This is a genomic window from Thermococcus marinus (assembly GCF_055389025.1).
The window spans coordinates 1,281,222-1,302,624 of sequence record NZ_AP042417.1; the positions used below are offsets into that span (position 1 = coordinate 1,281,222).

The window sequence follows — 21,403 nt, forward strand, 5'->3', positions numbered from 1 at the left end:
TAAAAAAGGTGCTGGTGAAGAAGACTAAAAGAATGGAAAATCACTTCCTCCTCCTGATGAGGAGCGGGACGACTGCAAGGCCGACGAAGAGCGCCGGACCGCAGATTCCACCGCTCTCCTCAGCAGTGGTCATCTCAACGCTCCACTCGAGGATGTTGGAGACGACGGCCGGGCCGTCGAGCTTGACGTCGTAGTACTGGCTGGCCCACATTGGCTCGTGACCTCCAACGGGGGTCTCACCGCTGACTATGATGACGTTGTTCTTGTCGTTGACCTTGACAATCTGGGCGGCAACGATCGGGAACTCTCCCTGCTCACCAGCCTGGTAAGCGTTTGCAGCCGGGTCGCTGTTCTCCTTGATTATTGCATTGGGGCTGGAGTGGACAAGGACGTAGGTCTTCTCAGGCTTGCTGTCGGGTGTGAGCTTGTGCCACTCACCGCTCCCGTCTTTGCCGTCAACCCAGGCAATAAGACCCGGGCCGTGTTCAAGAACCTTACCATCGTACTTGAAGTTCTTAACGAGGATGTCCCTCTTGGGGGTGTCCTTCCACGGGTCGGCGAGTGCGACGACACGGTACGGGGCCCCTGCGTTGCTGACCGGGTCTTCAACAGAGGCGAGCTCAAGGCGGAGGTTGGTAACGCCGAGCTGGTCAAGAAGGCTGTTGATGAACTGCTGGGTTCTGTCACCGTTCGGGTAGTCAGAATCGCCGGCGATCCAGAGAACCTTTCCACCCTCTTGGAGCCACTGCTTTATGGCCTCGATTTCCTCGGACGGGAGCGGGCTGGTCGGCTGGCCAAGGATGAGAATAGTAACGTCGTTATTCTTGAGCGCATCGTATGTGATTTTGTCACCAAGCCTCTTGATTCCAAGGTCGCTTTCATACTTGGGGTCACCGAAGTAGACGAACGTATAGTCCGTCAGAACCTTCAGCATTCCTTCAGTCAGTGTCTGGTTCTTGTACGTGACGTCTTCAAGACCGTTGGCGTTTTCGCCGTGGGCGAGGTCTATGGCTATGACAATCTTTCCGCTTTCGGCGGCGCTAACCGCTGGGCTGGCAACCACCCCAAAAACAGACAACAGAACAACGGCTACCAGGAACATTGCGGCCTTCTTCATGGTATCACCGTTTCATTTAGTCATAATAAAGTTATAAACCTTATCGCTCGAAAGTTTAACGGGCCAGAAAAACTTCCGCAAAGCCCTTAAAGTTTCCCACCCTTTCGGCCTTAGGTGGTGGAGATGGACATTGAGGAGAAGATCCAGCTCATAAAGCGCAAGCCCACGGAGGAGCTCCTGACGGAGGAGAACCTGAGGCACCTCTTCGAGGTTGGAATCCCAATGCAGCACTACATAGGATTCGAGATAAGCGGTTACATTCACCTCGGTACCGGTCTCATGGCCGGCGCAAAGATAGCAGACCTTCAGAAGGCTGGAATCAAGACGAGGATTTTCCTCGCCGACTGGCACAGCTGGATAAACGACAAGCTCGGCGGCGACCTTGAGACCATCCAGAAGGTCGCGCTCACCTACTTCAAGGAGGGCATGAAGCAGAGCATAAAGGTCATGGGCGGCGACCCGGACAAGGTCGAGTTCGTCCTCGCGAGTGAGATACTAGAGAAGGGCGACTACTGGCAGACGGTCATAGACATATCCAAGAACGTGACTTTAGCGAGGATGATGCGCTCCATAACGATAATGGGCCGCCAGATGGGAGAGGCCATAGACTTTGCCAAGCTCATATACCCGGCAATGCAGGTTGCGGACATATTCTACCAGGGCGTCACCATAGCCCACGCAGGAATGGACCAGAGGAAGGCCCACGTCATAGCGATTGAGGTGGCTCCAAAGCTTAGATACCACCCGCTTGAGTGGAAGGGCGAGAAGCTCAAGCCGGTCGCTCTGCACCACCACCTCCTGCTCGGCCTGCAGGAACCGCCCGTCTGGCCCATTGAAAGCGAGGAGCAGTTCAAAGAGCTCAAGACCCAGATGAAGATGAGCAAGAGCAAGCCCTACTCGGCCGTGTTCATCCATGACAGTCCTGAAGAGATTAAGCAGAAGCTCAGGAAGGCCTTCTGCCCCGCGAGGGAAGTTAAGTACAACCCCGTTCTCGACTGGGCTGAGTACATAATCTTCCGCGAGGAGCCGACCGAGTTCACAATCCACCGCCCGGCCAAGTTCGGAGGCGACGTCACCTACACGACCTTCGAGGAGCTCAAGAGGGACTTCGCAGAGGGCAAGCTCCACCCGCTCGACCTCAAGAACGCCGTCGCCGAATACCTCATCGAGCTCCTCAAGCCTGTCCGGGACTACTTTGAGAAGCACCCGGAGCCGCTGGAGCTCATGAGGGAGATAAAGATTACCCGGTGATTTCCCTTTTCCTTTGTCGGTGATAGAATGCCAGGGATTGATGAGAGGGACAGGGAGATTCTGAGAATCCTCCGCTCAAACGGCAGGATTACACTGACCGAGCTCGGAAAAAAGGTCAACCTCTCCCCCGCGAGCGTGAAGAGCAGGCTTGAGAAGCTCGAAAGGCTTGGGGCGGTTAAGGGCTACTCGGCGGTGATTGACCCGGCTTTCCTCGGGAATCCCGTTACGGCCCTAATCTTCATCAGGCTCAAGGACGTTGACCCCTACACGAGGAGCATGCTCCGCGAGCTTGCCTCGCTCGACAACGTCGAGTTCCTATACCTAAAAACCGGAGACCACAACGTACTGCTGAAGGGAGAATTCAGGGACATGGACGAGCTCAGAGAGTTCCTGAAAAGCTTAAAGAAGACCTTTGGAGTGAACGCGCTCTCAATCGAGGCGAACCTCGTCGTCGAGGAGCTCAAGAACTGCTGGCTCGCCGATACCCATTATGATAGCGACTGTGGAAGGGAGAAAGATTATGGCAAGCGTCAAAGAAGCTAAGGGACAGACTCAGTAAAACGGTGAAACATATGGGGACGTCATCTGGGAACTCATTGAAAAGGACAAAAAATGAAACCATTGTTAGAGCATACTCAATTCCAATACGAATTGACGAGGTTATTCTGGAGTTTATTGAAAAGTATCACGAAATAGCAAAGACAGCTCTTCAAGAAATCCTCAATACCAAAAAATTTACAAAAGTCGAAAGAAAACAACTTCGAGACACACTTTTAGAGAACTGGAATTATGCAGCCCATTACGTTGACTCCGCAATAAACCAAACGCTTGGGCTCGTAAAATCCTACAAGCGAAAACTCAAAAAGGGAAAGAAAGCTCGAGAACCAAAGCTGAAGAAGAAATTCGTTTACGTGAAATCAACACTCTTTGGGCTAAAAGGCTCTATGTTGAAGATAACAATAATTCCGAGAGAGTATTACCTTGAAATAAACCTTGCTAATTATCCATATATTCTGCTATTTTTGAAGGAGGTCTGGGGTGGGAAACTCAAACTCGGCGGATTATTCTTGTTCCCTAACAAACTCGTCCTAACCTTTGTGAAAACTGTAGAATACTTTGAGCCAAGAGACTGGATGAGCATTGATATAAACCTAACTAACGTTACAGTCCTCGCCGGTTTAACAGTCTACCGCTTCGACACTCGTGAGTTGTACCACGTTCACAGGGTTTACGAGTTAAAGAGGCGAAAGATTCAGAAGATTTCAGCGTGGAACAAAAGATTGAGTAAAAAACTGCTGGAAAAGTATTCAAAAAGAGAAAGAAACAGGACAAAGAATTTTCTACACAAGTTGGCGAATAAAATCGTTGAAATTGCAAGGGAAAGGCGGATGGGTATAACTTTGGAGGATTTGAATAGCATAAAGGAGAGGGTTTTGAACGGTTCAAAAAAGATGAATAGAAAGCTTTCCAAGTGGAATGCTCGTGAATTACAAAGGCTAATCGAGTACAAGGCGAAGTGGCTGGGTGTTCCTGTTGTTTACGTCAATCCAAGGAATTCTTCTCGTATTTGCCCCGTATGCGGGGGTCAGTTAATACCCCGAGAGGGGCGTTTAATGAAGTGCTCAAACTGTGGTTTGATTGAGGACAGGGATTTTGTCGCTGTGTTAAACCTTCGGATGTGGGGCTCAGGGGTTACCCCGAAAGGGTTGGAGGCTTCGAGGGCTTCAACGCCCGATGAAAGACCAATGAAGACCAATCCCTACGGGATTATGGCAGTAGAGAAACAGAGAATGGGAATGAAACTCCACAAAATCACACTAACGCCCCCGTAGGGGGAACCCCTCCCGACTCTGAGGTGTGATGAGTGGACGGCTGGCCGAGGCGGTGAAGATGCTCTTCGTTATCAGGCCCGGAAGGAAGAAGAACGAGCTTGAGGCCTTTTTCATCGAGAACGAGCCGGAAAAGCTGAGCGAGATGAAGAACCTGAAGGCTGACAGGATATTCCGCCTCATAATGCGGGAGGGAAGGCTCTTCAAGGTTCTGGAAGGAAGCCAGTACCGCAACCCGAAGGAGATTGAGAAGCTGTTGAGGCAGGCGAGAATCGTTCTCGTCAACGCGGACGAGTGGGAGGACTACTTTAAGAGAAGGCTCCAGAACAAAAGGGTGGAAAAGGCCGAGCTGTGCCGTCTCTGCCTCCTTGAGGGTAGGATAACAGTCCTAACGCCAGGCAACAGGATAAAGTACCGCAACGAGTACATCTGCGAGCGTTGTGCGGAGGACGAGCTGAAGAGGGAGCTTAGATTCAGGTTCAACAGCACAGCGATGTTCGAGCAGGCGAAGAAGCTCCTCGACAGGTTTAGGGACCTGGATAAGGTTCTCTACGCATTCGACCCGCGCTTTGACCCGACCAAACATCCAGAAGTCACCAAATGGGACGAGCTGAAGGCCAAGCACATCAAACTTGAAAAAATCCGCGTTGACGAGCTCCCTCTACCCGAGAAGTTCAAGGAGGTTCTGAAGGGGGAGGGCGTGAAGGAGCTCCTCCCGGTTCAAAGCCTCGCCGTTAAGAACGGCCTCCTTGAAGGGGAGAACTTACTCGTCGTTTCCGCAACGGCGAGCGGTAAAACGCTGATCGGCGAATTAGCTGGAGTTCCCAAGGCGATGGAGGGCAAAAAGCTCCTCTTTTTAGTCCCGCTCGTTGCTTTAGCAAACCAGAAGTACGAGGACTTCAAAAGGCGCTACTCCAAACTCGGCCTCCGCGTGGCGATAAGGGTAGGTATGAGCAGGATTAAGACTAAGGACGAGCTCGTTGTTGTTGACACCGGCATAGACGCGGACATCATAGTTGGAACCTACGAGGGAATAGACTACCTCCTGAGGGCCGGTCGGAAGATAGGCAACGTTGGAACCATCGTGATAGACGAGATACACACCCTCGACGACGAGGAGCGCGGGCCCCGCCTTGACGGCCTTATAGCGAGGCTGAGGAAGCTCTACCCGAAGGCTCAGTTCATAGGCCTGAGCGCGACCGTCGGGAACCCCGAGGAGCTCGCCAAAGAGCTCGGCCTCAAGCTGGTGCTCTACGACGAGAGGCCTGTTGATTTGGAAAGGCACATCATCATAGTGAGGAACGAGTCAGAGAAGTGGCGTCACATAGCAAACCTCTGCAGGGCGGAAGCGATGAGAAAGTCGAAGCAGGGCTATAGGGGCCAGACGATAGTCTTCACGTTCTCAAGAAAGCGGACGCACGAGCTTTCGGCTTATCTAACGAGCAAAGGCCTCCGCGCTAAGCCATACCACTCCGGGCTTCCATACAAGCAGAGAAAGCTCACCGAGATGGAGTTTCTGGCCCAGAGGCTCGACGTGGTGGTTACCACCGCCGCACTCGGAGCGGGCGTTGACTTCCCAGCGAGCCAGGTCATCTTTGAAAGCCTCGCCATGGGCAACAAATGGCTAACCGTCCGCGAGTTCCACCAGATGCTCGGAAGGGCAGGGAGACCCCTCTACCATGAGAAGGGCAGGGTCTACCTCCTCGTCGAGCCTGGGAGGAAGTACTCCGCCCAGATGGAAAGCTCTGAGGACGAGGTAGCATTCAAGCTCCTGACTGCACCGATAGAGCCCGTAACGGTTGAGTGGAGCGATGAGCTTGAGGAGGACAACGTCCTGGCCCACTCCTGCGTCTTCAAGGGGCTTGACGTCATTGAAGAAGTCCAGGCCAAATGCCTCGGCGCCAACCAGAGCGCCGAGAAAGTTCTTGAAAAGCTGGAGGGGTTTGACCTCGTGAGGCTCAAAAAGCCCATCGTTGAGGTCACTCCCTACGGAAGGGCCGTCAGCATGAGCTTTCTCCTGCCCAAGGAGGCGGAGTTCATAAGGAAGAACCTCCGCGAAAAGCCCGCCCGCTGGATTGCCCTAAAGCTCCACCCCTTCGAGAACCTCTACCTGAGCGGGACGCTCCAGAGGGAGCTTGAAGGGGCAGTAAGGGGAAGGCTGAGCGCCAACGTCTTCTCGCCGAGCTTTGCTTCCATCTTAGAAGAGCTCGACAGGGTTATCCCTGAGCTCAGCCCCAACGCTGCCGAGAGGCTGTTCACAATCTACCAGGAGTTTTTCATGTGTGGCGAAGAAGACTGCACCGAGTACGCGATGGAGCGCGTTGGGAACCTCATAATCGAGCTCCGCAGGAGCGGGAAGCACCCGACACAGATAGCGGAGCACTTCAGGAAGCTCTACGGACTGATAGTCTATCCTGGAGACGTCTTCACGTGGCTTGACGGCATCGTGCGGAAGCTTGAGGCGGTGGAGAGAATAGCAAGGGTCTTCAGGGTGAGGAGCGCTGAGGAGGAAGCCAAAGTTCTGAGGAAGGAGATAGAAGAGGGGAAGACGATAAGAGTGGAGAGCAGAGAGCGCAAAGATGGAGGAAACTACCTCAGATATTCAACTAAGGAACACAGAAGACCGGAAAACAGGCCCAGACAGCAGAGGAGAAGGAGATAAAAGAAACCTCAGCCCCCTATCTGCAGTATCATCTGCGCCGGGTCCCTTATTGCTGGGCCCAGCCCGAGGATGTAGATGGCCAGGTACCAGAAGTGCCTCTCTTCCTCGTCCGGGACGAGCTCCCGAAGGGCGTAGTAGACCGCTATGAGAATTAGGGTTATCCAGGGGTAGTAGATGTAGGCTCCGAACCACTGGACGAGGTGGTGCTCAATCCAGTGCACCTCGCGGTAGCCGTAGAAGTGAATGGCCACAACCGTCGAGGCAACATCGAAATAGTGGGCCAGAGCCGGATACAGGTAGAGCCTGTCAAAGGGCTTCCACTTGTAGAACGCCAGAACGACTGCAAACGAGACAACGGTGTGAACCATCGTCAGCACGTAGGGCTCCCAGCTCTTGGCGTGGGTGATGAGGAGGTAGTTTGCCCACACCGCCAGAACGGTTCCCCAGGCTATTGTTATTTTGGGATACGTCTTCAGCCTGGCATCCGCGACGAGGGAGGGAAGTATGAGGAAGAACGCCGTGAAGAATATGCCCGGCGTCAGTATGAGGGGGTGCTTCGGGAGAACTCCGCCGTCAACGAGCGCCCTAACGGTAGACCCGAAGACTACCATCGGAGTCACTGCCCAGAAGAGCCTCTCATCGACCTTGATTTTCAGCGGCTTGATTATGTAGCGGTAGGAATATATGACACCGAGACCGAAGAGCAGTGCGTAGACAAAGGTATTGACAGCGTTGTAACCGCTCCTCGTGAACATCGGCTCCCAGAAATACCTGTAAAAGAAGTCCCACAGTGCCTCTCCAATGCCCATTTTAACCACCGTGGTTCGTTTGAGTCCCCCCTTATAGGCCTTTTGGGACAACCTTGGTGTGGACTCCTCTCTGTTATCTTCGTGGGAGGGTTAGTCTAGCTCTCAGCGCAAAGCTCGTCGGGATAAAGGATACCTCCATAGTCGGCGCAATGGTGGCAATAGTCGGTGGAGGGATCCTCGGGGCGATAGTTGGGGGAACAGTGGCGCTGGTATTCTCAATAGTGGGTCCGATGGGAATAATGCTCGGCTGGCTCGCCTTTATGATCACATACATCTGGGTAATCAAAGTAGTGTTCCATACTGATTGGCTCAGGGCGTTCATGGCATGGCTGATAGCGATAGTCGTTGAGATGTTTATAGCGGGTCTGCTTGCCCTCGCGGGGGCTGTGACTAGGGAGGTTCTCCTCCCCTGATGGAAAAGGATAAATAGAACTTCCGCCAAGGATGAACGATGCCAGGCTTTTTCCAGCCAGTCGAAGAAATCAGCGGGATAAAACCCTTTGAGGGCTTCCCGGTCGAGTTCAGCCGGGGCTCTCTATCTGCCCTAGTCTCGACGGACGAGCTAGCCGGTTCTATCCTCGCCCACACCCTCCTCAGCGAGGCCCTCCGCAGCGGAAAAGCCTACCATGTCGGGCCTAAGAGGATCTTTTCGCCTTCCATACTCAGGACGTTTGGGGTTGAGCCTTCGAGCCTGCTCTCAGCAAACGTTTACAGCGCCGAAGACCTGGTGAAGGCCCTCGACTATGTCGAAGAAGGCTCCACCGTCCTCGTGTCCCAGTTTCCCACCCTTACGGGAGTATCCCAGGAGACCCTCCTTGAGCTGAGAAAGAGGGCCGACGAGGGCTCGCTCACCCTGGTTCTCCACCACGGGACGCTGAGCTTCAACGAGCTCGACCTGCCAGGGGAGTTCGCTAGGTTCTTCCTAGTCCCAGAGCTTTTCGATTCCCTCATCGTCCTCAGGACTAACTCCTACCGCGGCCACTACAAGCTAAACGTCACAGTTCTCAAAGCCCCCCCTGAACAGATAGCCAGCCTCGGCGACCACTCAATCCCAGTGGACTCAATAGTCAAGACGATCACCGGTAAATGACCACGTGCCCGATGCCGAGGACAAAGCGGAGGTAAACAAGCACCGCGAATGAAACCAGAACGGCTCCAAGTGCCACGTAGTCCCTTCCGGTCATCCCTATGTCCCGGTAGAATGTTCTCTTCCTGCTCGCCCCGAAGGCCCTGCTCTCAAGGGCTATGCTGAGCTCGTGGGCTGTCTTAAGGGCGGCAACAATGAGCGGTATCAGGATTGGGACGGTCTTTCTGGCCCTCTCCAGGAAGTTTCCTTTGTCGAGCTCAAGCCCCCTGCTTTTTTGGGCGTCCATTATCGTGCCCGCGATGATGTAGAGCGTCGGGATGTAGCGGAGAGCTATCGTGAGGGTCAGGCCGAGCTCGTAGGGAAGGCCCAGCTTAACGAAGCCGAGTATGAGCTCCCTCTGTTTTGTCGTCATGAGGAGCTGGAAGGTTATCAAGCCAAAGCCGAGCAGGCGGAGGGAAAACGAGAGGCCGAAAACAAGGCCCATAAGCCGGGGCCTGTAGATAATGGGCCAGGCTATGACCGTCAGCACGACTATGAACATAAGGGGCTTCAGGAGCCTGAGCTGTTCACCGATTCCAAGCTTTCCGAGGAGTTTTCCAGAGAGGAGGACGAGCAGAAAGAACGGTACAAGGACTTTCGGGTCGTTGAAGAACATCAGAGAGACTATCCCGGCCAGCATCCCGATTATCTTGACACGCGGGTCGAGCGAGTGGAGAACCGAGTCCCTCTCAACGTAGAACTGGTACATCACGGCCGGACCCTCCGCACGATTTCATCAACCGTCCTCACGAAGCCTACGTTGAGCCTCTCCGCGAGTAAAAGCACCTCCGGCTTTTCGAGGCCGTACTCCTCAAGGTTTAGGGCAAAGAAGTCCTCAACGGGGCCATCAAAGACCTTTCTGCCTCCCCGCAGGAGGACGACGCGGTCGGCAAGCTCAAGCACCAGATCCATATCGTGGGTTATGAGCAGAATCCCGTGGCCCCTCTCCCTCAGGGACTTTATGACCTCCACGACGCTCCGCTCGGCCTTCCAGTCGAGGCCAGTCGTTGGCTCGTCGAGCACGAGGTACTTGGGCCTCATGGCCAGGACGCAGGCTATTGCGAGCCTCTGCTTCTCGCCTCCGCTCAGGGAGTAGGGCGTCCTCTCCTCAAATCCCCCAAGGCCGACTGCCCCGAGGGCCCAGCGAACCCGCTCTTCGACTTCTGCCTCGCTGAGGCCCAGGTTTTTCGGGCCAAAGGCGACCTCCTTGAAGACGGTCTCCTCGAAGAACATGTGCTCGGGGTTCTGGAAGACGTAGCCGACCTTCCTGCTGAGTTCGGCAACGGTGTGCTCTCTCGTGTCCATCCCGTCCACGAGGACTCTGCCCCGCGTCGGCTTGAGGAGCCCGTTTAGGTGCTTAGCCAGCGTCGTTTTCCCGCTCCCGTTTGGGCCGACTAGGGCGAGGATTTCCTGGTCGAGGGTCAGGCTTACCCCCCTGAGAACCTCGCGCCCGCCGTAGGAAAAGTGAACGTCTTCGACCGTTATCATCAACCGGAATTTCCCGAGGTCTTTAAAAGTCTTCTCAGGCCCTCCTCGACGGCGGGGAGTGTTTTCCTCGCAACCTCAAGGAGCGAAACCTTGCCGAGGAGCATCTGAAGGGACACCGCGCCCTCCGGGACGGGGTTGTTCACGTTAATGCCAACCCCCACGACGGCGCGCTTTATTCTCTCCATCTCTCCAGATATCTCGACGAGAACTCCCCCAAGCTTTCTGTCCCCTACGTAAAGCGCGTTCTCCCTTGGCTCTGCCTCGACACGAGGTCGTGAAGGACTTCCACGATGCTAGAGAGTACGGAACTTAAGATTGAGTCCGTCTCGGATAGTGGGAGGTTCGGGGAAACGGCCACCGAGAAGTACAGGCCGCCGGGCGGGGAGAACCAGCGCCGACCGCCCCTCCCGCGTCCCGAGCGCTGCGTCCCCGCTATGACGAAGGTCCAGTCCTCAAGCTTCCACGCGACGTCCATTGTGGAAGCCGTCTCTGGAAGATAAACCGCCCTGACGTCCAGCTCCCAGGGGTATGGGACGTCCGGCCTCCCTTCAAGGAGGTAGCCCTTTCCTGTTGAGCGTATTGAATAGCCCAGCCTTCTCAGCTCCCTGACGTGCTTCCAGACCGCCACCCGCGAGATTCCAAACCTTTTTGCCAGCTCTTCTCCAGAGATTGGGAACGGCCCTTGGAGTATAGCCCTCTTTACAGGACTGTCGTGGAGCATTCTTCTCCTGGGCATGGAGTTTTGTTAACCTAAACCATTTAAAGATTAACTAAAGCGCCCTCTGGTGGTGGCATGAAGGCTAGGGAAGTGGCACTTGCGGGCCTGTTCGTGGCTTTAACGGCGGTAAGCGCCCAGGTTCAAATCCCCCTTGGGCCGGTTCCGTTCACGCTCCAGGTTCTGGTGGTTCTCCTTTCGGGCCTTATCCTGGGCCCCAAACTGGGCTTCGTGAGCCAGGCCCTCTACGTCCTGGCGGGCGCCATCGGGCTCCCCGTCTTCGCGGGTTTTACCGGCGGGTTCGTCCACCTCTACGGGCCGACTGGAGGCTACCTGCTCGCGTTCCCGGTGGCGGCCCTCGTGGCGGGCGTCTTCTCAAAGGGTTGGGAAAATCCGATTATGTGGGCCGCCGGCAGTCTGCTCGGGCTGGGGGTAATCTACCTCCTCGGCTGGCTGAGGCTCGGCCTCTACCTTGGGGGGGACTTCGGTAAGGCCTTTGCTGTCGGCGTGCTTCCCTTTGTGCCCGTGGACGTGGTAAAGGCTGTCCTGGCCGTCGGAATAGCAAGGGCCGTTAGAATGGCTCTCCCCTGGCTCTGAGCTCTTCAATTGTTTTTTCTGCAAAGGCAACGTCCATGGAGCTCCTGACGCGGAAGAAGCTCAGCGTGACCTTCGGGTTCTTCTTCGCGAGCTCCTCTATCGAGACAGGTTCGTAGTCAAGGAACTCGGCAATCCTTGAAAAGCTCTTGTAACCCTCCGTGAGGGCCGATTCTATCGCATCCCTCAGCGCGTCCGGCTCATAAACCGCGTGAAATACCTCGGCGCTTCCGTCGTTCCAGACGGGGATTAGCGCCTCAGGCTCGTTCTCGTAAAAGAGACCCACAAGGTAGTTCACGAGGAACGGCATTACCAGCGGCATGTTGCCCTCGACCAGGAAGAAGGGTTCGTCGGGGAGGGCTTTGAGGAGCGCCTCCATCTTGCCCCTTGCCGTTACTGGAATGGGCTTGGAAACGTGGAGAGAGTAAGTCTTCAGCTTGTCCTTTCTGACGATTGTGTTGACCTCGTGGATTCTTTTGGCGGTTAAGAGCCTCCTCTCCGTGAGCCTGACGATGGGTTCTCCGTTCATGGGCAGGGTGTAGTTTTCCCACCTCTTCTCCGGAAACGCAAGTATAACGCCGAGCATGTTCACCAGAACGACAACGGCGTTAAAAAAGCTTTTGGCAAATTTCAACACTTTTACAGTTTTTCCGAGAAAAATCTTAAAGTCCCAGCAGGGTTTTAATGTTAGGGGGACGAATCATGCTCGCGGAGGCACTCTTCGGGTTCCTCTTCACGGTCGCCTGGGCGCTATCCTACGCCCTCGTTATCAAGCAGAAAAGCACGGTAAAGGCTCTTCTCGGCGTTTTTCTGCTTTTCGGAGCGATGCTCGCCTTCAACTCCCTCCGGTTTAAAGGAAGCCTCCTTGGCTGGTTCATTGGTATAGTTTTGGGTTTCTTCGCCGGCCTGTGGCTCGTCCAGAAGTACGGCCCGGAAAAGCCCACAGAGGAGTCGGCGGTGGCGGTTCTCCTTTTCGGCCCCCTGATTATGGTCGGACTGCTCGTGGCTCTCCTGCTCCTCTGAGCGAAAGTTTTATATACTCTGGGTTACTAAAAAATCCCGGCAAGAACACGGAGGTGATGAGGAATGGCCGAGATGATAATACCCTACCCACAGCTCCAGAAGATTCTGGAGAGGACCTGCGAGCTCGCGGTCATCAAGCCGAGAGCGGAGGAGATGATGGAGATAGTCGAGAAGAAGCTCGCTGACCTCTTCGAGGTCGCCTACGAGAACGCCAAGGCCGAGCGCTCCAGCACGATAAAGATGCGCCACATACCGATTACCAAGGGCTTCAAGAACAGCCTGAACCTCTTTAGAGCGGTCATCGAGGACGAGAAGGTCGAGATTGAGCCCATCAGGAAGTACGTCCTCAAAAAGATACCGGGCGACATTCCGCTCGAGGAGGACGTCGTCAACGAGCTCCCGATTATCGCGGGAACCCTCTTCGTGCTCGTTGGAAGGGTCATCAAAGCCCTCCACCCCGAGATTAAGAACGTCTACCCCGAGCACATCGAGGAGGCCAAGAAGGTTCTGGATTATACGCTCTGAAGTTTCAGCCCCTGAACTCTTATTTTATCCACTCGAAGTGTTCCTCCCTCGTAACAAGCGTTAGCTCTCTGTTAACCGCGACCGCGGCAACTACCGCATCGACCGCCGGAGCGGGCGTTCCTCTTTTGACCATTACCTGCGATATCCTGACCGCGAGCGGGTAGTCTTCGAGGCTCGGCGTTATCACGGTCAGGCCAAGCTCAAGCGCCCTCAGGAACTCCACGATGTTGAGAACCGTTGTGTACTCTTCGAGCTTCCTGCGGGATTCTACGGCCTCAATCAGGACGGTGGTGTCGTAGAGAGTCTTTTTCATTCGGCATCCCTCGTTTTCTTGAGCGCCTTCTCATACTCCTCAACGGGCGTGCTCTCAAGCTCTTTCCTGAATTCCTCGCCGAGAAGCGAGAGTAACTCGTCTGAGCTGAGTTCCTCAGCCTCTATTTTGGCCAGATACTCCGCTATAGCCTTTCTCGCCACCTCGCTCCACTTTATCTCTGGGTGTTTCTTCATACGCCTGTAGAGGTCAGGCGGGACTGAGAGGGTTATGTTCGGCATGTCATCCCCACACAGGATTCCAATGACTTTCATTACTCCTTCCACTCAGCGATTAAGAGAACCAAAAAGCCCACTGCCAGCCAAGACGCCAAGGAGATGATTGCAATTTCAGTTACATTACCGCTCATGACGCTTGAAGCACTAACAGTTGGAATCAGGAGCAGGAGTTTTCTTAGCTGATATGGGACAATGTCTAGGGGGTAGTAAACGGGTGGAAAAACCGTTAAGAGAGTTGTCAGGATGGTGGAGATTCTCATGACAGTGAGAGGTTCCTTTATCTTGGTTCCAAGGTATGTCCCAAGTGAAATGCTCCAGAGCCAGAGGGCACTCAAAGCAAGGACTACCCCAAATAAACGCTGAAAACCACCGTTAATGATAAGGATAGTTGTTAAAACTGCAATATAAGGGAACGCAGGAAGACTTATACCAATTGAGATGCCCAGAGTTTTTTCGATTCCTCTTCCGGGGAGGGCCATAAAAATGTCGTAGAACTTTGAACGAACTTTCATACCTACGAGCTCTATCGAGAGGTCAGCTATACCCACACCAACGACAAAACTAACTACCGCACCAGATAAAGCAGAATCAAGGAACTTCCCACCGCTGATTACATAGACTATAAAAATAAATGATATTGGCTGTATTGCGAAGCTGAGCATCGAGGCTTTGCTCTTCATCAGTGCGTTGTAGTAGTACTCAACTATAGCCCAAATCATTCCAGCTCCCCCACCAGAAAGACGTCCTCAATTGTAAGCTCCTCTCTCCTGAATGGGATCCCAAGTTCTTCCAGGAGTGTTATTGCCTCCCTTTCCTCGGCCTTTGATCGAAAGTAAAGGATAGTGTTCCTACCAGCCTTTTTGGAAATAAATTCTCCACCAAAGTCCCCAAAGACGACCAGCTTTGAGACAAAATCTGATAGGTAGCGTTTTGCTATCTCCTCAGGCGGGCCAAAGGCGAGAACTTTATTCTTAAGGAGAAGTACTAAATCAGATACCGTTGATATCTCATTAAGGTAATGGCTTGTTAGGATTATCGTTGAATCCTCAGCTCTTTCCCTTAGCACTTCCCATAGCTTTAACCTACTCTCAACGTCAAGGCCAACAGTGGGTTCATCGAGGAAGTAAAGTTCTGCATTGGCTGATAAAACCATTGCAAGCAACGTTTTCCTAACCATTCCTCCAGAGAGCGTTGACATTATTCTATTATGATACTCGATTCCAAACTTCTCCATAGCACGATTTGCACGATTCTTGGCTTCATTCCTTGACAGACCACGCATTCTGAGATAATGATAAACATACTCAAAGGGTGTCAGCGTGTAGAAGTGGGCCCTCACCTCTTGGGGAAGAATTGCAATTTTCCTCTTTATCTTATTTCCACACCTTTTTACTTCCATACCAAAGAGCCTAACTGTCCCACTGTCATAACTCAGCAGACAACTCAAAATCCTGATAAGTGTTGTTTTTCCTGCTCCATTTGGTCCAATAACCCCTAAAATGACTCCATCAGGAATCGAGAAGGTTATTGCGTCAAGGGCTTTAATTGCTCCATAAGTCTTTGTAAGGTCTTTGACTTCGATAACGTTCATAGTTTTCTGCCCCCACTCAATGAGATGTACATCTCATTCAAGGGGGAGCCAGCTATGTCTCTAGTGCAATACTTATCTCTGGGAATAGCTTTGCAAAATGTGTTACAGTATCCTTTCTGATACAGAATGCAGTTGCGACATTTTGGATCAACCAAGTTATACTTATCTTGCTCTGGATTGTCTATTCCCACTCTAAAGTACTCTGCTAACGGTGAGGATAATATATCCCTTAAAGACTGTTGGAATATATTACCCAATTTGAATCTTTTTTCTCTGAGAAATACACAGGGATACACATCCCCATTGGTATGGATTTGAATTTGAAAGTTAACCGCACCACAACGGGCCGTTGGTTTGCTTAATGGAGGATTTAGGGGGGTTACTCCTGCTAAAGATTTTAATACTGTGACATTCTTTGCGAACTTGGAGCCGTTGAGTATCAATTTATATGCTTTTACTAGATCCTCCGGGGAAAGTCCCTCCCACTGGATAAACTTTCCTCTGCCTATTGGAATTAGTGCACCATAAACCCAATAATCAGCTCCAAGTGAATCTACTAATCTAATTATCTCGGGTATCTCATTTAAGTTTCGTTTACCAAGAGTTGTGCCAACAGCAACCATTGTTCTGTGCTTATCTTTGTCTTTTGTTAAATTCTTAATAGACCATATTACTTTTTCATATGTTCCAGGTCCTCGATAGAATTCATGAGTTTCTTTCCTTGCACCGTCTAAATCAATTTGAATTTCATCGACATAGTTTTTGACTATAGACAGCAATCTTTCATTCTTATAAAGAGGAGTCCCGTTAGTAGCCACAATGACGTAAAAACCTCTATTCTGAGCCTCTTTGAGTATTTTCTCAATTTCTGGATGAAGAAGGGGCTCACCTCCGGTAATCCAAAGGATTGGTATTTCCATGACTTCAAGCTCATCAAATACATGTTTAATTTGTTCTAGGTTCATATACATTTGAGAATGTGGGCCAGAATTTGCGTAACAATAATTACAGCTTAAGTTACAATGGGTTGTTATCTCCACAGCTGCAAGATGGGGGGCTGAGTATGAGTAGGGGTGCCCCAGAGGGTATGGGGATATGATTTTAGTATTGAACTCCAGAAGTTTATGCAGGCGTTCATGAAGAACAGATTCCGCTTCTTCTGAACTCATACCAAATGTGTTCTCCATAATGGCTACAAGTTGTTCATATGGAACATGTAATTTTACAAGAACATGTAATTTTACAAGCTCTAGTAGTGCTATAGTTCCCATGTCAGTATAGACCTCGAATCCTTTTGTATCCTTTTTGTTGTTGATTTTATGCAATATCAAGCCTCTACCATTTTCTTTTCTCCAGTAGAAGACCTTCGAATCAACAAGCTCCTGGAGTTTAAGGTACATTTCTTTAGTGTTCATCAATACACCCCCCATTGCACTGCAGACTTAAGTACAAACAAAGATAAAAACATCAAAACCCAAAAATTGCCCATGCTGAGGAATTACACTCCCTGCCCGCACAAAGGGGTGGAAGCTGTGACTGATAGAACTCCATACGACTCTCAGCAAGATCTCTAACTAACTTTACTATGTATTTTTCATTTTCTGTTGTAGGTCCACGATCCATGACGACCACCAATAGTTTTTTTTTTCAACAAGAATTTAAAAAGTTTGTGGTGCTTTCAGCCACCTCTCCATCCACCCTGCTATCAGCTCAAGCCTCTTAACCCTGTGCTTCGGCTTTCCGCTCCTGCTGAGGTCGTGGTTTTCACCCGGAAAGAGCGCCAGCTCAACGGTCTTGCCGAGGTATTTGAGTGCCGTGTAGAACTGAAGGGCCTCCGGAAGCCAGCAACGGTAGTCCTCCATCGAATGGATTATCAGGAGTGGCGTTTCAACGTTCGGCGCGTACTTAAGCGGGCTTTTCTTCCAGTAGCCCTCGGTGTTGCTCCACGGGTCGCCGCCTATCTGGTCGGGAGCGAAGTAGTAGCCTATGTCCGTCGTGCCAAAGAAGCTCACCCAGTTGGAGATTGAGCGCTGGGTAACGGCCGCCTTGAACCTGTTCGTGTGGCCGACTATCCAGTTGGTCATGAAGCCGCCGTAGGAACCGCCGGTGAGGCCGAGTCTCTCCCCGTCGATGAACTCGAAGCGCTTCAATGCTTCATCAACGACCTCCATGAGGTCCTGATAATCCCTCTCCCCATAGTGACCCCTTATATCGGCGAACTCCTCACCGTAGCCGTCGCTACCGCGCGGGTTGGAGAATATTACCACGAAGCCCTTGGCCGTCAAAACGTGAAACTCGTGCATGAAGGCGTAGCCGTAGGCCGTCTTCGGCCCGCCGTGGATTTCGAGAACCGCTGGATATTTCTTTCCAGGCTCGAAGTCAACGGGCTTCATAATCCAGGCGTCTATTTCAACGCCGTCGCTGGCCTCGACCTTGAAGTGCTCCGGCCTGGAGAGCCTGTAATCCTTAATCCAGCCGTTGAAGTCCGTGATTTTCTTCTCATTGCCGTCGCGGAGGACGTAAAGCTCCAGTGGAGTGACCGCGTCCTGGGCGGTGAAGGCTATGTAGTCACCGATTGCGAAACTCTCAACGCTTCTATCTCCTCCGATGACGCGCTCTATCTTCCCCTCAAGGTTTACCCTGAAGAGGTTCGCCCTTGGACCGTCGGTCGCGACGTAGTAGACCCAGCCGTCCCTGAAAACCAGCTCGGCCCTCTGACTTCCGCGGACGTCGCTGTTGAGGGAGTTGTAGGCTGAGCGGTCAAGCTTAGCTGTGAGCTTCCTCAGCTCGCCCGTCTCGGGGTTGTAGTGGTAGATGTGAGTGTTCGTAGGAATGCCCCTCTCCCTCGTGTTGGCCTTTAGAATGAAAGTCCCGTCGTCGAGCGGAATGAAGTCGCTCACGCTCCACTTTCCGGGAGTCAAACGCTTGGCCTTCCTGCCTTCAAGGACGTAGAGATCGCTCACCATCGGCTTCCGCTCGCGGTCTTCTTGAGCTATAAAGTAGAGCTTCCCGTCGTGGAAGCGGACCCCCGAGACGTCGAGGTTCTTAGGCGTTACACGCTTTTTCCTGCCGGTTTCAACGTCCACCAGATAGACGACGCTCCTCTTCCCGTAGACCCAGCCGACACCGTTGAACCAGAAGGGGAGCTCCTTGATGATGTGCACGTCGTCCTTGGGCTTCTTCTCGATGTCTATCGGCGTTACAACCACCACGCTCTTCCCGTCCTTGGTGAAGCGGATGTTCTTAATTCCGTACTTGAACTTCGCTAAGAGTCTCGCCTCACCGCCGTCGGTTGGAATAACGTAGAGCTCGGACTCTTTGCTCTCCTTATCGCGCTTGGAGGTGAAGGCTATCAGCTTCCCGTCCGGGGAGAAGCGCGGGTTTGAGTCCTTCTTTCCGGAGGTGAAGGGCTTAACTCTTCTGCCGTCGTAGAGGTAGAGCCTTGAGAAGTAATCGTCCTTCTCGACGCTTATCTCGGTAACCTGGAAGACGACCTTCCGCCTGAAGGCGTCGAGGTTGCCGACGAGCTTGAACTTTCCGAGGTCCTTCTCGGTCAGACCTTTCATAGAAACCACCGGGATAAGTGGGTGTTTTTCGTATAAAAGCTTAGCGTTTCGATGGATATCGAGACATCTCGAAAGCTCCGAAGGTTTTTAAATTCCCCTTCTCCCCTTTAGCGGGGGAGGAGAGATGACCGTCAAGGTCCGCTTTGACAAGGAAGTGAGAGAGTACGCGAAGGGTGAGAAGGTTAAGGACTCGGTTCTCAAGCTCACCGAAACCGCTCTGGCCCAGGCCCTTGAGAACTTCCACAGGAGAATGATTCTAATCGAGGGTGACACGCTTAAAAAGGCCGAGCTGGCCGGAATCCTTGCTGGAGCCTCGGCGAGGGCTCTGAGCGGGGTTCTCGACGAGCTTATCAAGAAGCGCCTCCGCGACGAGAGTGAAGACAGGATAGAGGTTCTCTACGCCACCGACGCCCTTGGCGAGGAGACATTCGGCAGGAAGCGCTACGAGGCCTTCAGAAAGCACTTCGACGTTCTGGCCGGCTCGAACGTCGAGGTAAAGGCCGTGACCTTCAAGCACACCCGTGACATCCTCGGAAGGACGTACGACCTGCTGATCCTCGACATGAGCTACGACTACTCGCCGAACGACCTCGGAAGGATCATCGAGACCGTGCGCGGTGGTGGGCTAATATTCATACTCGCCCACCCGTTTGAGAAGTGGAAGGACATGTGGACGGGCTTCCACAAGAGCCTCGTAACGCCACCTTACACCATAGACGACGTCAAGAAGCGCTTCAACAGGCGCCTTATCAGAAAGTTTACGGAGCATGACGGTATCTACATCATCACCGAGAACGGAAAGGCCAGGAAAAAGCCGAAGAGACACAAGAGCCAGGCCAAGATAAAGGGCCGAAAGGGCGTGCCGATTCCCGAGGAGACCCTCTTCCCGAGGGAGCTCTACGAGATGGCCTTAACCGAGGGCCAGGTTGAGGTCTTGAAGGCCTTCGAGGAGCTCGTTGATGGCGGAATGCTCGTTCTGACTGCAGACAGGGGAAGGGGCAAGAGCGTTTCCGTTGGAATAGGCGCAATAGGTCTGGCCTTGGCTCTAAAGAAGAGGACGAGAATCGTTGTTACAGCTCCAGAGCTTGAGAACGTCCAGGCTCTCTTCCGCTTCGCCAAGAGGGCCCTTGAAAAGCTTGGCTTTAAGCCCCACGTCGTTGAGGAGAGGGGCCTGATAAAGGAGCTCTACGCGAGGAAAATCGGCCTCCGCTATTACCCACCGGCCGAGGGCTACAGGAAGAGCGCCGACCTCTACATTCTCGACGAGGCCGCGGGAATTCACGTGCCCATACTCCACAAGTACCTCAACAAGGAGAGAGTCGTCTACTCCTCAACAATCCACGGCTACGAGGGAGCGGGAAGGGGCTTCTCGGTCAAGTTCCTCAAGAGGGCGAGAGAGAAGAGGAAGTTTAAGGAGCTCCACATGGATGAGCCAATCCGCTACGCTGAAAACGACCCGATTGAGCGGTGGCTCTTTGACGTCCTGCTCCTTGATGCTGAACCAGTGGAGCTCACAGAGGAGGACTTCGAGCTGATCAAGAAGAAGGAAGTCTGCCTTGAGGAGCCAGACCTCGACGACTGGTTCGAAAACGACAGGGAAGACCTCAGGCACTTCGTTGGGATCTACATCCTCGCCCACTACCGCAACAGGCCAAGCGACGTTGCCCTGCTGGCCGATGCGCCCCACCACGAGGCCCGCGTGCTCAGGCTGAAAAACGGCAAGATTGTTACGGCAGTCCAGATAGCCAAAGAGGGCGGAATTCCCAAGAACGTCATCGAGAAAATGGCCAAGGGCTACAAGCCGAGGGGCAACATAATCCCCGATATGATGGTCAAGCACCACTACCTGAAGGAGTTCGCCAAGCTGAAGGGCTACCGCATAGTCAGAATTGCGACGCACCCGGACGCGATGGACATGGGGCTCGGAAGCAAGGCCCTTGAGCTCCTTGAGAAGGAAGCGAGGGAGAAGGGCCTCGACTGGATAGGCTCCGGCTTCGGTGCGAGCGAAGAGCTCGTCCGCTTCTGGGTCAGGAACGGCTTTGCGGTGGTACACCTCAGCCCTGCCCGAAACCCGGTCAGCGGCGAGTACACTGCGATAGTCCTCAAGCCAATAAGCGAGAGAGCGAGGAAGCTCATCAAGAAGGCCAACGACGAGTTCAGGATAAGGTTCACGGAGTGGCTCGGGGACACCCACAGGGAGCTCGAGCCCGAGATAGCGCGCTGGCTCTTTGAGACACCTTTCGGCGAAGCCGTTGAATACCCTGTTCACCTCACGGACATCCAGAAGAAGAGGCTGGATGCGTTCACGGGCAAGGTTCTCACCTACGACACCGTGGTTGACGCAGTCAGGCCAATCGTCAAGCTCTACTTCCTCGACGGCTGGATGAAGCCCTACCTTGATGAGAGGCAGATACAGCTCCTTATCTACCGCGTCCTTCAAGCTCATAGCTGGGAGGAGACGGCGAAGCTCATAGACAGGACAGAGACCTTTACCATGATAGAGGTAAGGGACATCATAAGGGGCCTCTGGTACTACTACAAGAGGCTCCTTTGACAAA

General features: G+C 53.0%; 24 protein-coding genes. 10 read left to right on the top strand and 14 right to left on the bottom strand.

The features are described from left to right. Window positions 1-40 precede the first annotated feature (40 nt). A complete protein-coding gene (locus tag ACZ5ER_RS07080) occupies window positions 41-1,117 on the bottom strand; it encodes a CGP-CTERM sorting domain-containing protein (RefSeq protein ID WP_050003250.1) in 1,077 nt (358 codons plus the stop codon). A 123-nt stretch (window positions 1,118-1,240) separates the two neighbouring features. Between ACZ5ER_RS07080 and ACZ5ER_RS07085 the strand changes: the two genes are divergently transcribed. Genes ACZ5ER_RS07085 through ACZ5ER_RS07100 form a run of 4 tightly spaced genes read left to right on the top strand, consistent with a single transcriptional unit; the run spans window position 1,241 to window position 6,859 of the window. Continuing rightward, window positions 1,241-2,368 (top strand): tyrosine--tRNA ligase, encoded by a 1,128-nt coding sequence (locus ACZ5ER_RS07085; protein ID WP_050003251.1) that lies wholly within the window; start codon window positions 1,241-1,243, stop codon window positions 2,366-2,368. A 27-nt stretch (window positions 2,369-2,395) separates the two neighbouring features. Then, entirely contained in the window at window positions 2,396-2,911 is a 516-nt protein-coding gene (locus ACZ5ER_RS07090) for an Lrp/AsnC family transcriptional regulator (RefSeq protein ID WP_050003252.1), read from the top strand. Window positions 2,912-2,940: 29 nt separating this feature from the next. Then, window positions 2,941-4,200: an RNA-guided endonuclease InsQ/TnpB family protein gene (locus tag ACZ5ER_RS07095; protein WP_464934106.1), complete on the top strand. Its 1,260-nt coding sequence runs from the start codon at window positions 2,941-2,943 to the stop codon at window positions 4,198-4,200. A 58-nt stretch (window positions 4,201-4,258) separates the two neighbouring features. Then, window positions 4,259-6,859, top strand: coding sequence for a DEAD/DEAH box helicase (locus ACZ5ER_RS07100; RefSeq protein WP_464935144.1), 2,601 nt, complete (start codon window positions 4,259-4,261; stop codon window positions 6,857-6,859). A gap of 8 nt (window positions 6,860-6,867) precedes the next feature. On the opposite strand, the gene ACZ5ER_RS07105 is transcribed toward ACZ5ER_RS07100, so the two are convergent. Then, window positions 6,868-7,668 (bottom strand): DUF63 family protein, encoded by an 801-nt coding sequence (locus tag ACZ5ER_RS07105; RefSeq protein ID WP_464935145.1) that lies wholly within the window; start codon window positions 7,666-7,668, stop codon window positions 6,868-6,870. Window positions 7,669-7,724: 56 nt separating this feature from the next. On the opposite strand from ACZ5ER_RS07105, the gene ACZ5ER_RS07110 reads away from it, so the two are divergent. Together ACZ5ER_RS07110 and ACZ5ER_RS07115 are read left to right on the top strand one after the other, a co-directional pair. Next, window positions 7,725-8,081 (top strand): hypothetical protein, encoded by a 357-nt coding sequence (locus tag ACZ5ER_RS07110; protein WP_464934107.1) that lies wholly within the window; start codon window positions 7,725-7,727, stop codon window positions 8,079-8,081. Between the two features lie 38 nt (window positions 8,082-8,119). Then, the gene (locus ACZ5ER_RS07115; RefSeq protein ID WP_464934108.1) at window positions 8,120-8,758 is read left to right on the top strand and encodes a hypothetical protein; all 639 of its coding nucleotides are present in this window, start codon (window positions 8,120-8,122) and stop codon (window positions 8,756-8,758) included. Here ACZ5ER_RS07115 and ACZ5ER_RS07120 read toward each other — a convergent pair. The 4 genes from ACZ5ER_RS07120 to ACZ5ER_RS07135 are packed head-to-tail and all read right to left on the bottom strand — an operon-like array spanning window position 8,745 to window position 11,018. Further along, window positions 8,745-9,506 (bottom strand): energy-coupling factor transporter transmembrane component T family protein, encoded by a 762-nt coding sequence (locus ACZ5ER_RS07120; protein WP_464934109.1) that lies wholly within the window; start codon window positions 9,504-9,506, stop codon window positions 8,745-8,747. The two genes, ACZ5ER_RS07115 and ACZ5ER_RS07120, sit on opposite strands and share 14 nt — an antisense overlap. After that, window positions 9,503-10,282, bottom strand: a complete 780-nt coding sequence (locus tag ACZ5ER_RS07125) for an energy-coupling factor ABC transporter ATP-binding protein (RefSeq protein ID WP_050003261.1) — start codon at window positions 10,280-10,282, stop codon at window positions 9,503-9,505. Before ACZ5ER_RS07125 ends, ACZ5ER_RS07120 begins: the two co-directional genes overlap by 4 nt. Then, entirely contained in the window at window positions 10,282-10,467 is a 186-nt protein-coding gene (locus tag ACZ5ER_RS07130) for a hypothetical protein (protein WP_464934110.1), read from the bottom strand. The genes ACZ5ER_RS07125 and ACZ5ER_RS07130 overlap by 1 nt, the downstream gene beginning before the upstream one ends. A gap of 44 nt (window positions 10,468-10,511) precedes the next feature. After that, on the bottom strand, window positions 10,512-11,018 hold the full coding sequence (locus ACZ5ER_RS07135) for an HTH domain-containing protein (protein ID WP_464934111.1): 507 nt from the start codon (window positions 11,016-11,018) through the stop codon (window positions 10,512-10,514). 57 nt (window positions 11,019-11,075) lie between these two features. On the opposite strand from ACZ5ER_RS07135, the gene ACZ5ER_RS07140 reads away from it, so the two are divergent. After that, window positions 11,076-11,594, top strand: a complete 519-nt coding sequence (locus ACZ5ER_RS07140) for a biotin transporter BioY (protein WP_464934112.1) — start codon at window positions 11,076-11,078, stop codon at window positions 11,592-11,594. Here ACZ5ER_RS07140 and ACZ5ER_RS07145 read toward each other — a convergent pair. Next, window positions 11,569-12,177 carry a molybdenum cofactor guanylyltransferase gene (locus tag ACZ5ER_RS07145; RefSeq protein WP_464934113.1) on the bottom strand — a complete coding sequence of 203 codons (609 nt, stop codon included), beginning with the start codon at window positions 12,175-12,177 and terminating at the stop codon, window positions 11,569-11,571. The genes ACZ5ER_RS07140 and ACZ5ER_RS07145 overlap by 26 nt on opposite strands. A gap of 116 nt (window positions 12,178-12,293) precedes the next feature. Between ACZ5ER_RS07145 and ACZ5ER_RS07150 the strand changes: the two genes are divergently transcribed. Together ACZ5ER_RS07150 and ACZ5ER_RS07155 are read left to right on the top strand one after the other, a co-directional pair. Further along, window positions 12,294-12,614: a hypothetical protein gene (locus ACZ5ER_RS07150; protein WP_050003265.1), complete on the top strand. Its 321-nt coding sequence runs from the start codon at window positions 12,294-12,296 to the stop codon at window positions 12,612-12,614. A gap of 63 nt (window positions 12,615-12,677) precedes the next feature. Continuing rightward, window positions 12,678-13,139 carry a DUF1931 family protein gene (locus tag ACZ5ER_RS07155; RefSeq protein WP_050003266.1) on the top strand — a complete coding sequence of 154 codons (462 nt, stop codon included), beginning with the start codon at window positions 12,678-12,680 and terminating at the stop codon, window positions 13,137-13,139. 19 nt (window positions 13,140-13,158) lie between these two features. Here ACZ5ER_RS07155 and ACZ5ER_RS07160 read toward each other — a convergent pair whose 3' ends face one another. From ACZ5ER_RS07160 to ACZ5ER_RS07190, 7 genes are read right to left on the bottom strand one after another with little or no spacing between them, the layout of a single operon-like run. Then, window positions 13,159-13,452, bottom strand: a complete 294-nt coding sequence (locus tag ACZ5ER_RS07160; RefSeq protein ID WP_050003267.1) for a hypothetical protein — start codon at window positions 13,450-13,452, stop codon at window positions 13,159-13,161. After that, window positions 13,449-13,691: a hypothetical protein gene (locus ACZ5ER_RS07165; protein ID WP_050003957.1), complete on the bottom strand. Its 243-nt coding sequence runs from the start codon at window positions 13,689-13,691 to the stop codon at window positions 13,449-13,451. The genes ACZ5ER_RS07160 and ACZ5ER_RS07165 overlap by 4 nt, the downstream gene beginning before the upstream one ends. A 32-nt stretch (window positions 13,692-13,723) precedes the next feature. Next, window positions 13,724-14,407, bottom strand: a complete 684-nt coding sequence (locus ACZ5ER_RS07170; protein WP_081947224.1) for a multidrug transporter — start codon at window positions 14,405-14,407, stop codon at window positions 13,724-13,726. Then, window positions 14,404-15,279 (bottom strand): ABC transporter ATP-binding protein, encoded by an 876-nt coding sequence (locus ACZ5ER_RS07175; protein WP_050003268.1) that lies wholly within the window; start codon window positions 15,277-15,279, stop codon window positions 14,404-14,406. Before ACZ5ER_RS07175 ends, ACZ5ER_RS07170 begins: the two co-directional genes overlap by 4 nt. Beyond that, the gene (locus ACZ5ER_RS07180) at window positions 15,276-16,694 is read right to left on the bottom strand and encodes a radical SAM/SPASM domain-containing protein (RefSeq protein ID WP_050003269.1); all 1,419 of its coding nucleotides are present in this window, start codon (window positions 16,692-16,694) and stop codon (window positions 15,276-15,278) included. Before ACZ5ER_RS07180 ends, ACZ5ER_RS07175 begins: the two co-directional genes overlap by 4 nt. Window positions 16,695-16,746: 52 nt before the next feature. Continuing rightward, window positions 16,747-16,914 carry a hypothetical protein gene (locus tag ACZ5ER_RS07185; RefSeq protein ID WP_464934114.1) on the bottom strand — a complete coding sequence of 56 codons (168 nt, stop codon included), beginning with the start codon at window positions 16,912-16,914 and terminating at the stop codon, window positions 16,747-16,749. A gap of 23 nt (window positions 16,915-16,937) precedes the next feature. Then, entirely contained in the window at window positions 16,938-18,845 is a 1,908-nt protein-coding gene (locus ACZ5ER_RS07190) for a S9 family peptidase (protein WP_464935146.1), read from the bottom strand. A gap of 124 nt (window positions 18,846-18,969) precedes the next feature. Here ACZ5ER_RS07190 and ACZ5ER_RS07195 point away from each other — a divergent pair, with 124 nt between their 5' ends. After that, window positions 18,970-21,399: a tRNA(Met) cytidine acetyltransferase TmcA gene (locus ACZ5ER_RS07195; protein WP_464934115.1), complete on the top strand. Its 2,430-nt coding sequence runs from the start codon at window positions 18,970-18,972 to the stop codon at window positions 21,397-21,399. Window positions 21,400-21,403 lie beyond the last annotated feature (4 nt).

Excerpts from the sequence above, each read along its gene's own strand:
- ACZ5ER_RS07125 (WP_050003261.1), bottom strand. The coding sequence starts at position 10,282 with ATGATAACGGTCGAAGACGTTCACTTTTCCTACGGCGGGCGCGAGGTT.
- ACZ5ER_RS07150 (WP_050003265.1), top strand. The coding sequence starts at position 12,294 with ATGCTCGCGGAGGCACTCTTCGGGTTCCTCTTCACGGTCGCCTGGGCG.
- ACZ5ER_RS07140 (WP_464934112.1), top strand. The coding sequence starts at position 11,076 with ATGAAGGCTAGGGAAGTGGCACTTGCGGGCCTGTTCGTGGCTTTAACG.
- ACZ5ER_RS07190 (WP_464935146.1), bottom strand. The coding sequence starts at position 18,845 with ATGAAAGGTCTGACCGAGAAGGACCTCGGAAAGTTCAAGCTCGTCGGC.
- ACZ5ER_RS07180 (WP_050003269.1), bottom strand. The coding sequence starts at position 16,694 with ATGAACACTAAAGAAATGTACCTTAAACTCCAGGAGCTTGTTGATTCG.
- ACZ5ER_RS07080 (WP_050003250.1), bottom strand. The coding sequence starts at position 1,117 with ATGAAGAAGGCCGCAATGTTCCTGGTAGCCGTTGTTCTGTTGTCTGTT.
- ACZ5ER_RS07105 (WP_464935145.1), bottom strand. The coding sequence starts at position 7,668 with ATGGGCATTGGAGAGGCACTGTGGGACTTCTTTTACAGGTATTTCTGG.
- ACZ5ER_RS07145 (WP_464934113.1), bottom strand. The coding sequence starts at position 12,177 with ATGCTCGGCGTTATACTTGCGTTTCCGGAGAAGAGGTGGGAAAACTAC.
- ACZ5ER_RS07085 (WP_050003251.1), top strand. The coding sequence starts at position 1,241 with ATGGACATTGAGGAGAAGATCCAGCTCATAAAGCGCAAGCCCACGGAG.
- ACZ5ER_RS07135 (WP_464934111.1), bottom strand. The coding sequence starts at position 11,018 with ATGCCCAGGAGAAGAATGCTCCACGACAGTCCTGTAAAGAGGGCTATA.
- ACZ5ER_RS07130 (WP_464934110.1), bottom strand. The coding sequence starts at position 10,467 with ATGGAGAGAATAAAGCGCGCCGTCGTGGGGGTTGGCATTAACGTGAAC.
- ACZ5ER_RS07175 (WP_050003268.1), bottom strand. The coding sequence starts at position 15,279 with ATGAACGTTATCGAAGTCAAAGACCTTACAAAGACTTATGGAGCAATT.
- ACZ5ER_RS07095 (WP_464934106.1), top strand. The coding sequence starts at position 2,941 with ATGGGGACGTCATCTGGGAACTCATTGAAAAGGACAAAAAATGAAACC.
- ACZ5ER_RS07170 (WP_081947224.1), bottom strand. The coding sequence starts at position 14,407 with ATGATTTGGGCTATAGTTGAGTACTACTACAACGCACTGATGAAGAGC.
- ACZ5ER_RS07160 (WP_050003267.1), bottom strand. The coding sequence starts at position 13,452 with ATGAAAAAGACTCTCTACGACACCACCGTCCTGATTGAGGCCGTAGAA.
- ACZ5ER_RS07165 (WP_050003957.1), bottom strand. The coding sequence starts at position 13,691 with ATGCCGAACATAACCCTCTCAGTCCCGCCTGACCTCTACAGGCGTATG.
- ACZ5ER_RS07090 (WP_050003252.1), top strand. The coding sequence starts at position 2,396 with ATGCCAGGGATTGATGAGAGGGACAGGGAGATTCTGAGAATCCTCCGC.
- ACZ5ER_RS07195 (WP_464934115.1), top strand. The coding sequence starts at position 18,970 with ATGACCGTCAAGGTCCGCTTTGACAAGGAAGTGAGAGAGTACGCGAAG.
- ACZ5ER_RS07100 (WP_464935144.1), top strand. The coding sequence starts at position 4,259 with ATGCTCTTCGTTATCAGGCCCGGAAGGAAGAAGAACGAGCTTGAGGCC.
- ACZ5ER_RS07115 (WP_464934108.1), top strand. The coding sequence starts at position 8,120 with ATGCCAGGCTTTTTCCAGCCAGTCGAAGAAATCAGCGGGATAAAACCC.
- ACZ5ER_RS07155 (WP_050003266.1), top strand. The coding sequence starts at position 12,678 with ATGGCCGAGATGATAATACCCTACCCACAGCTCCAGAAGATTCTGGAG.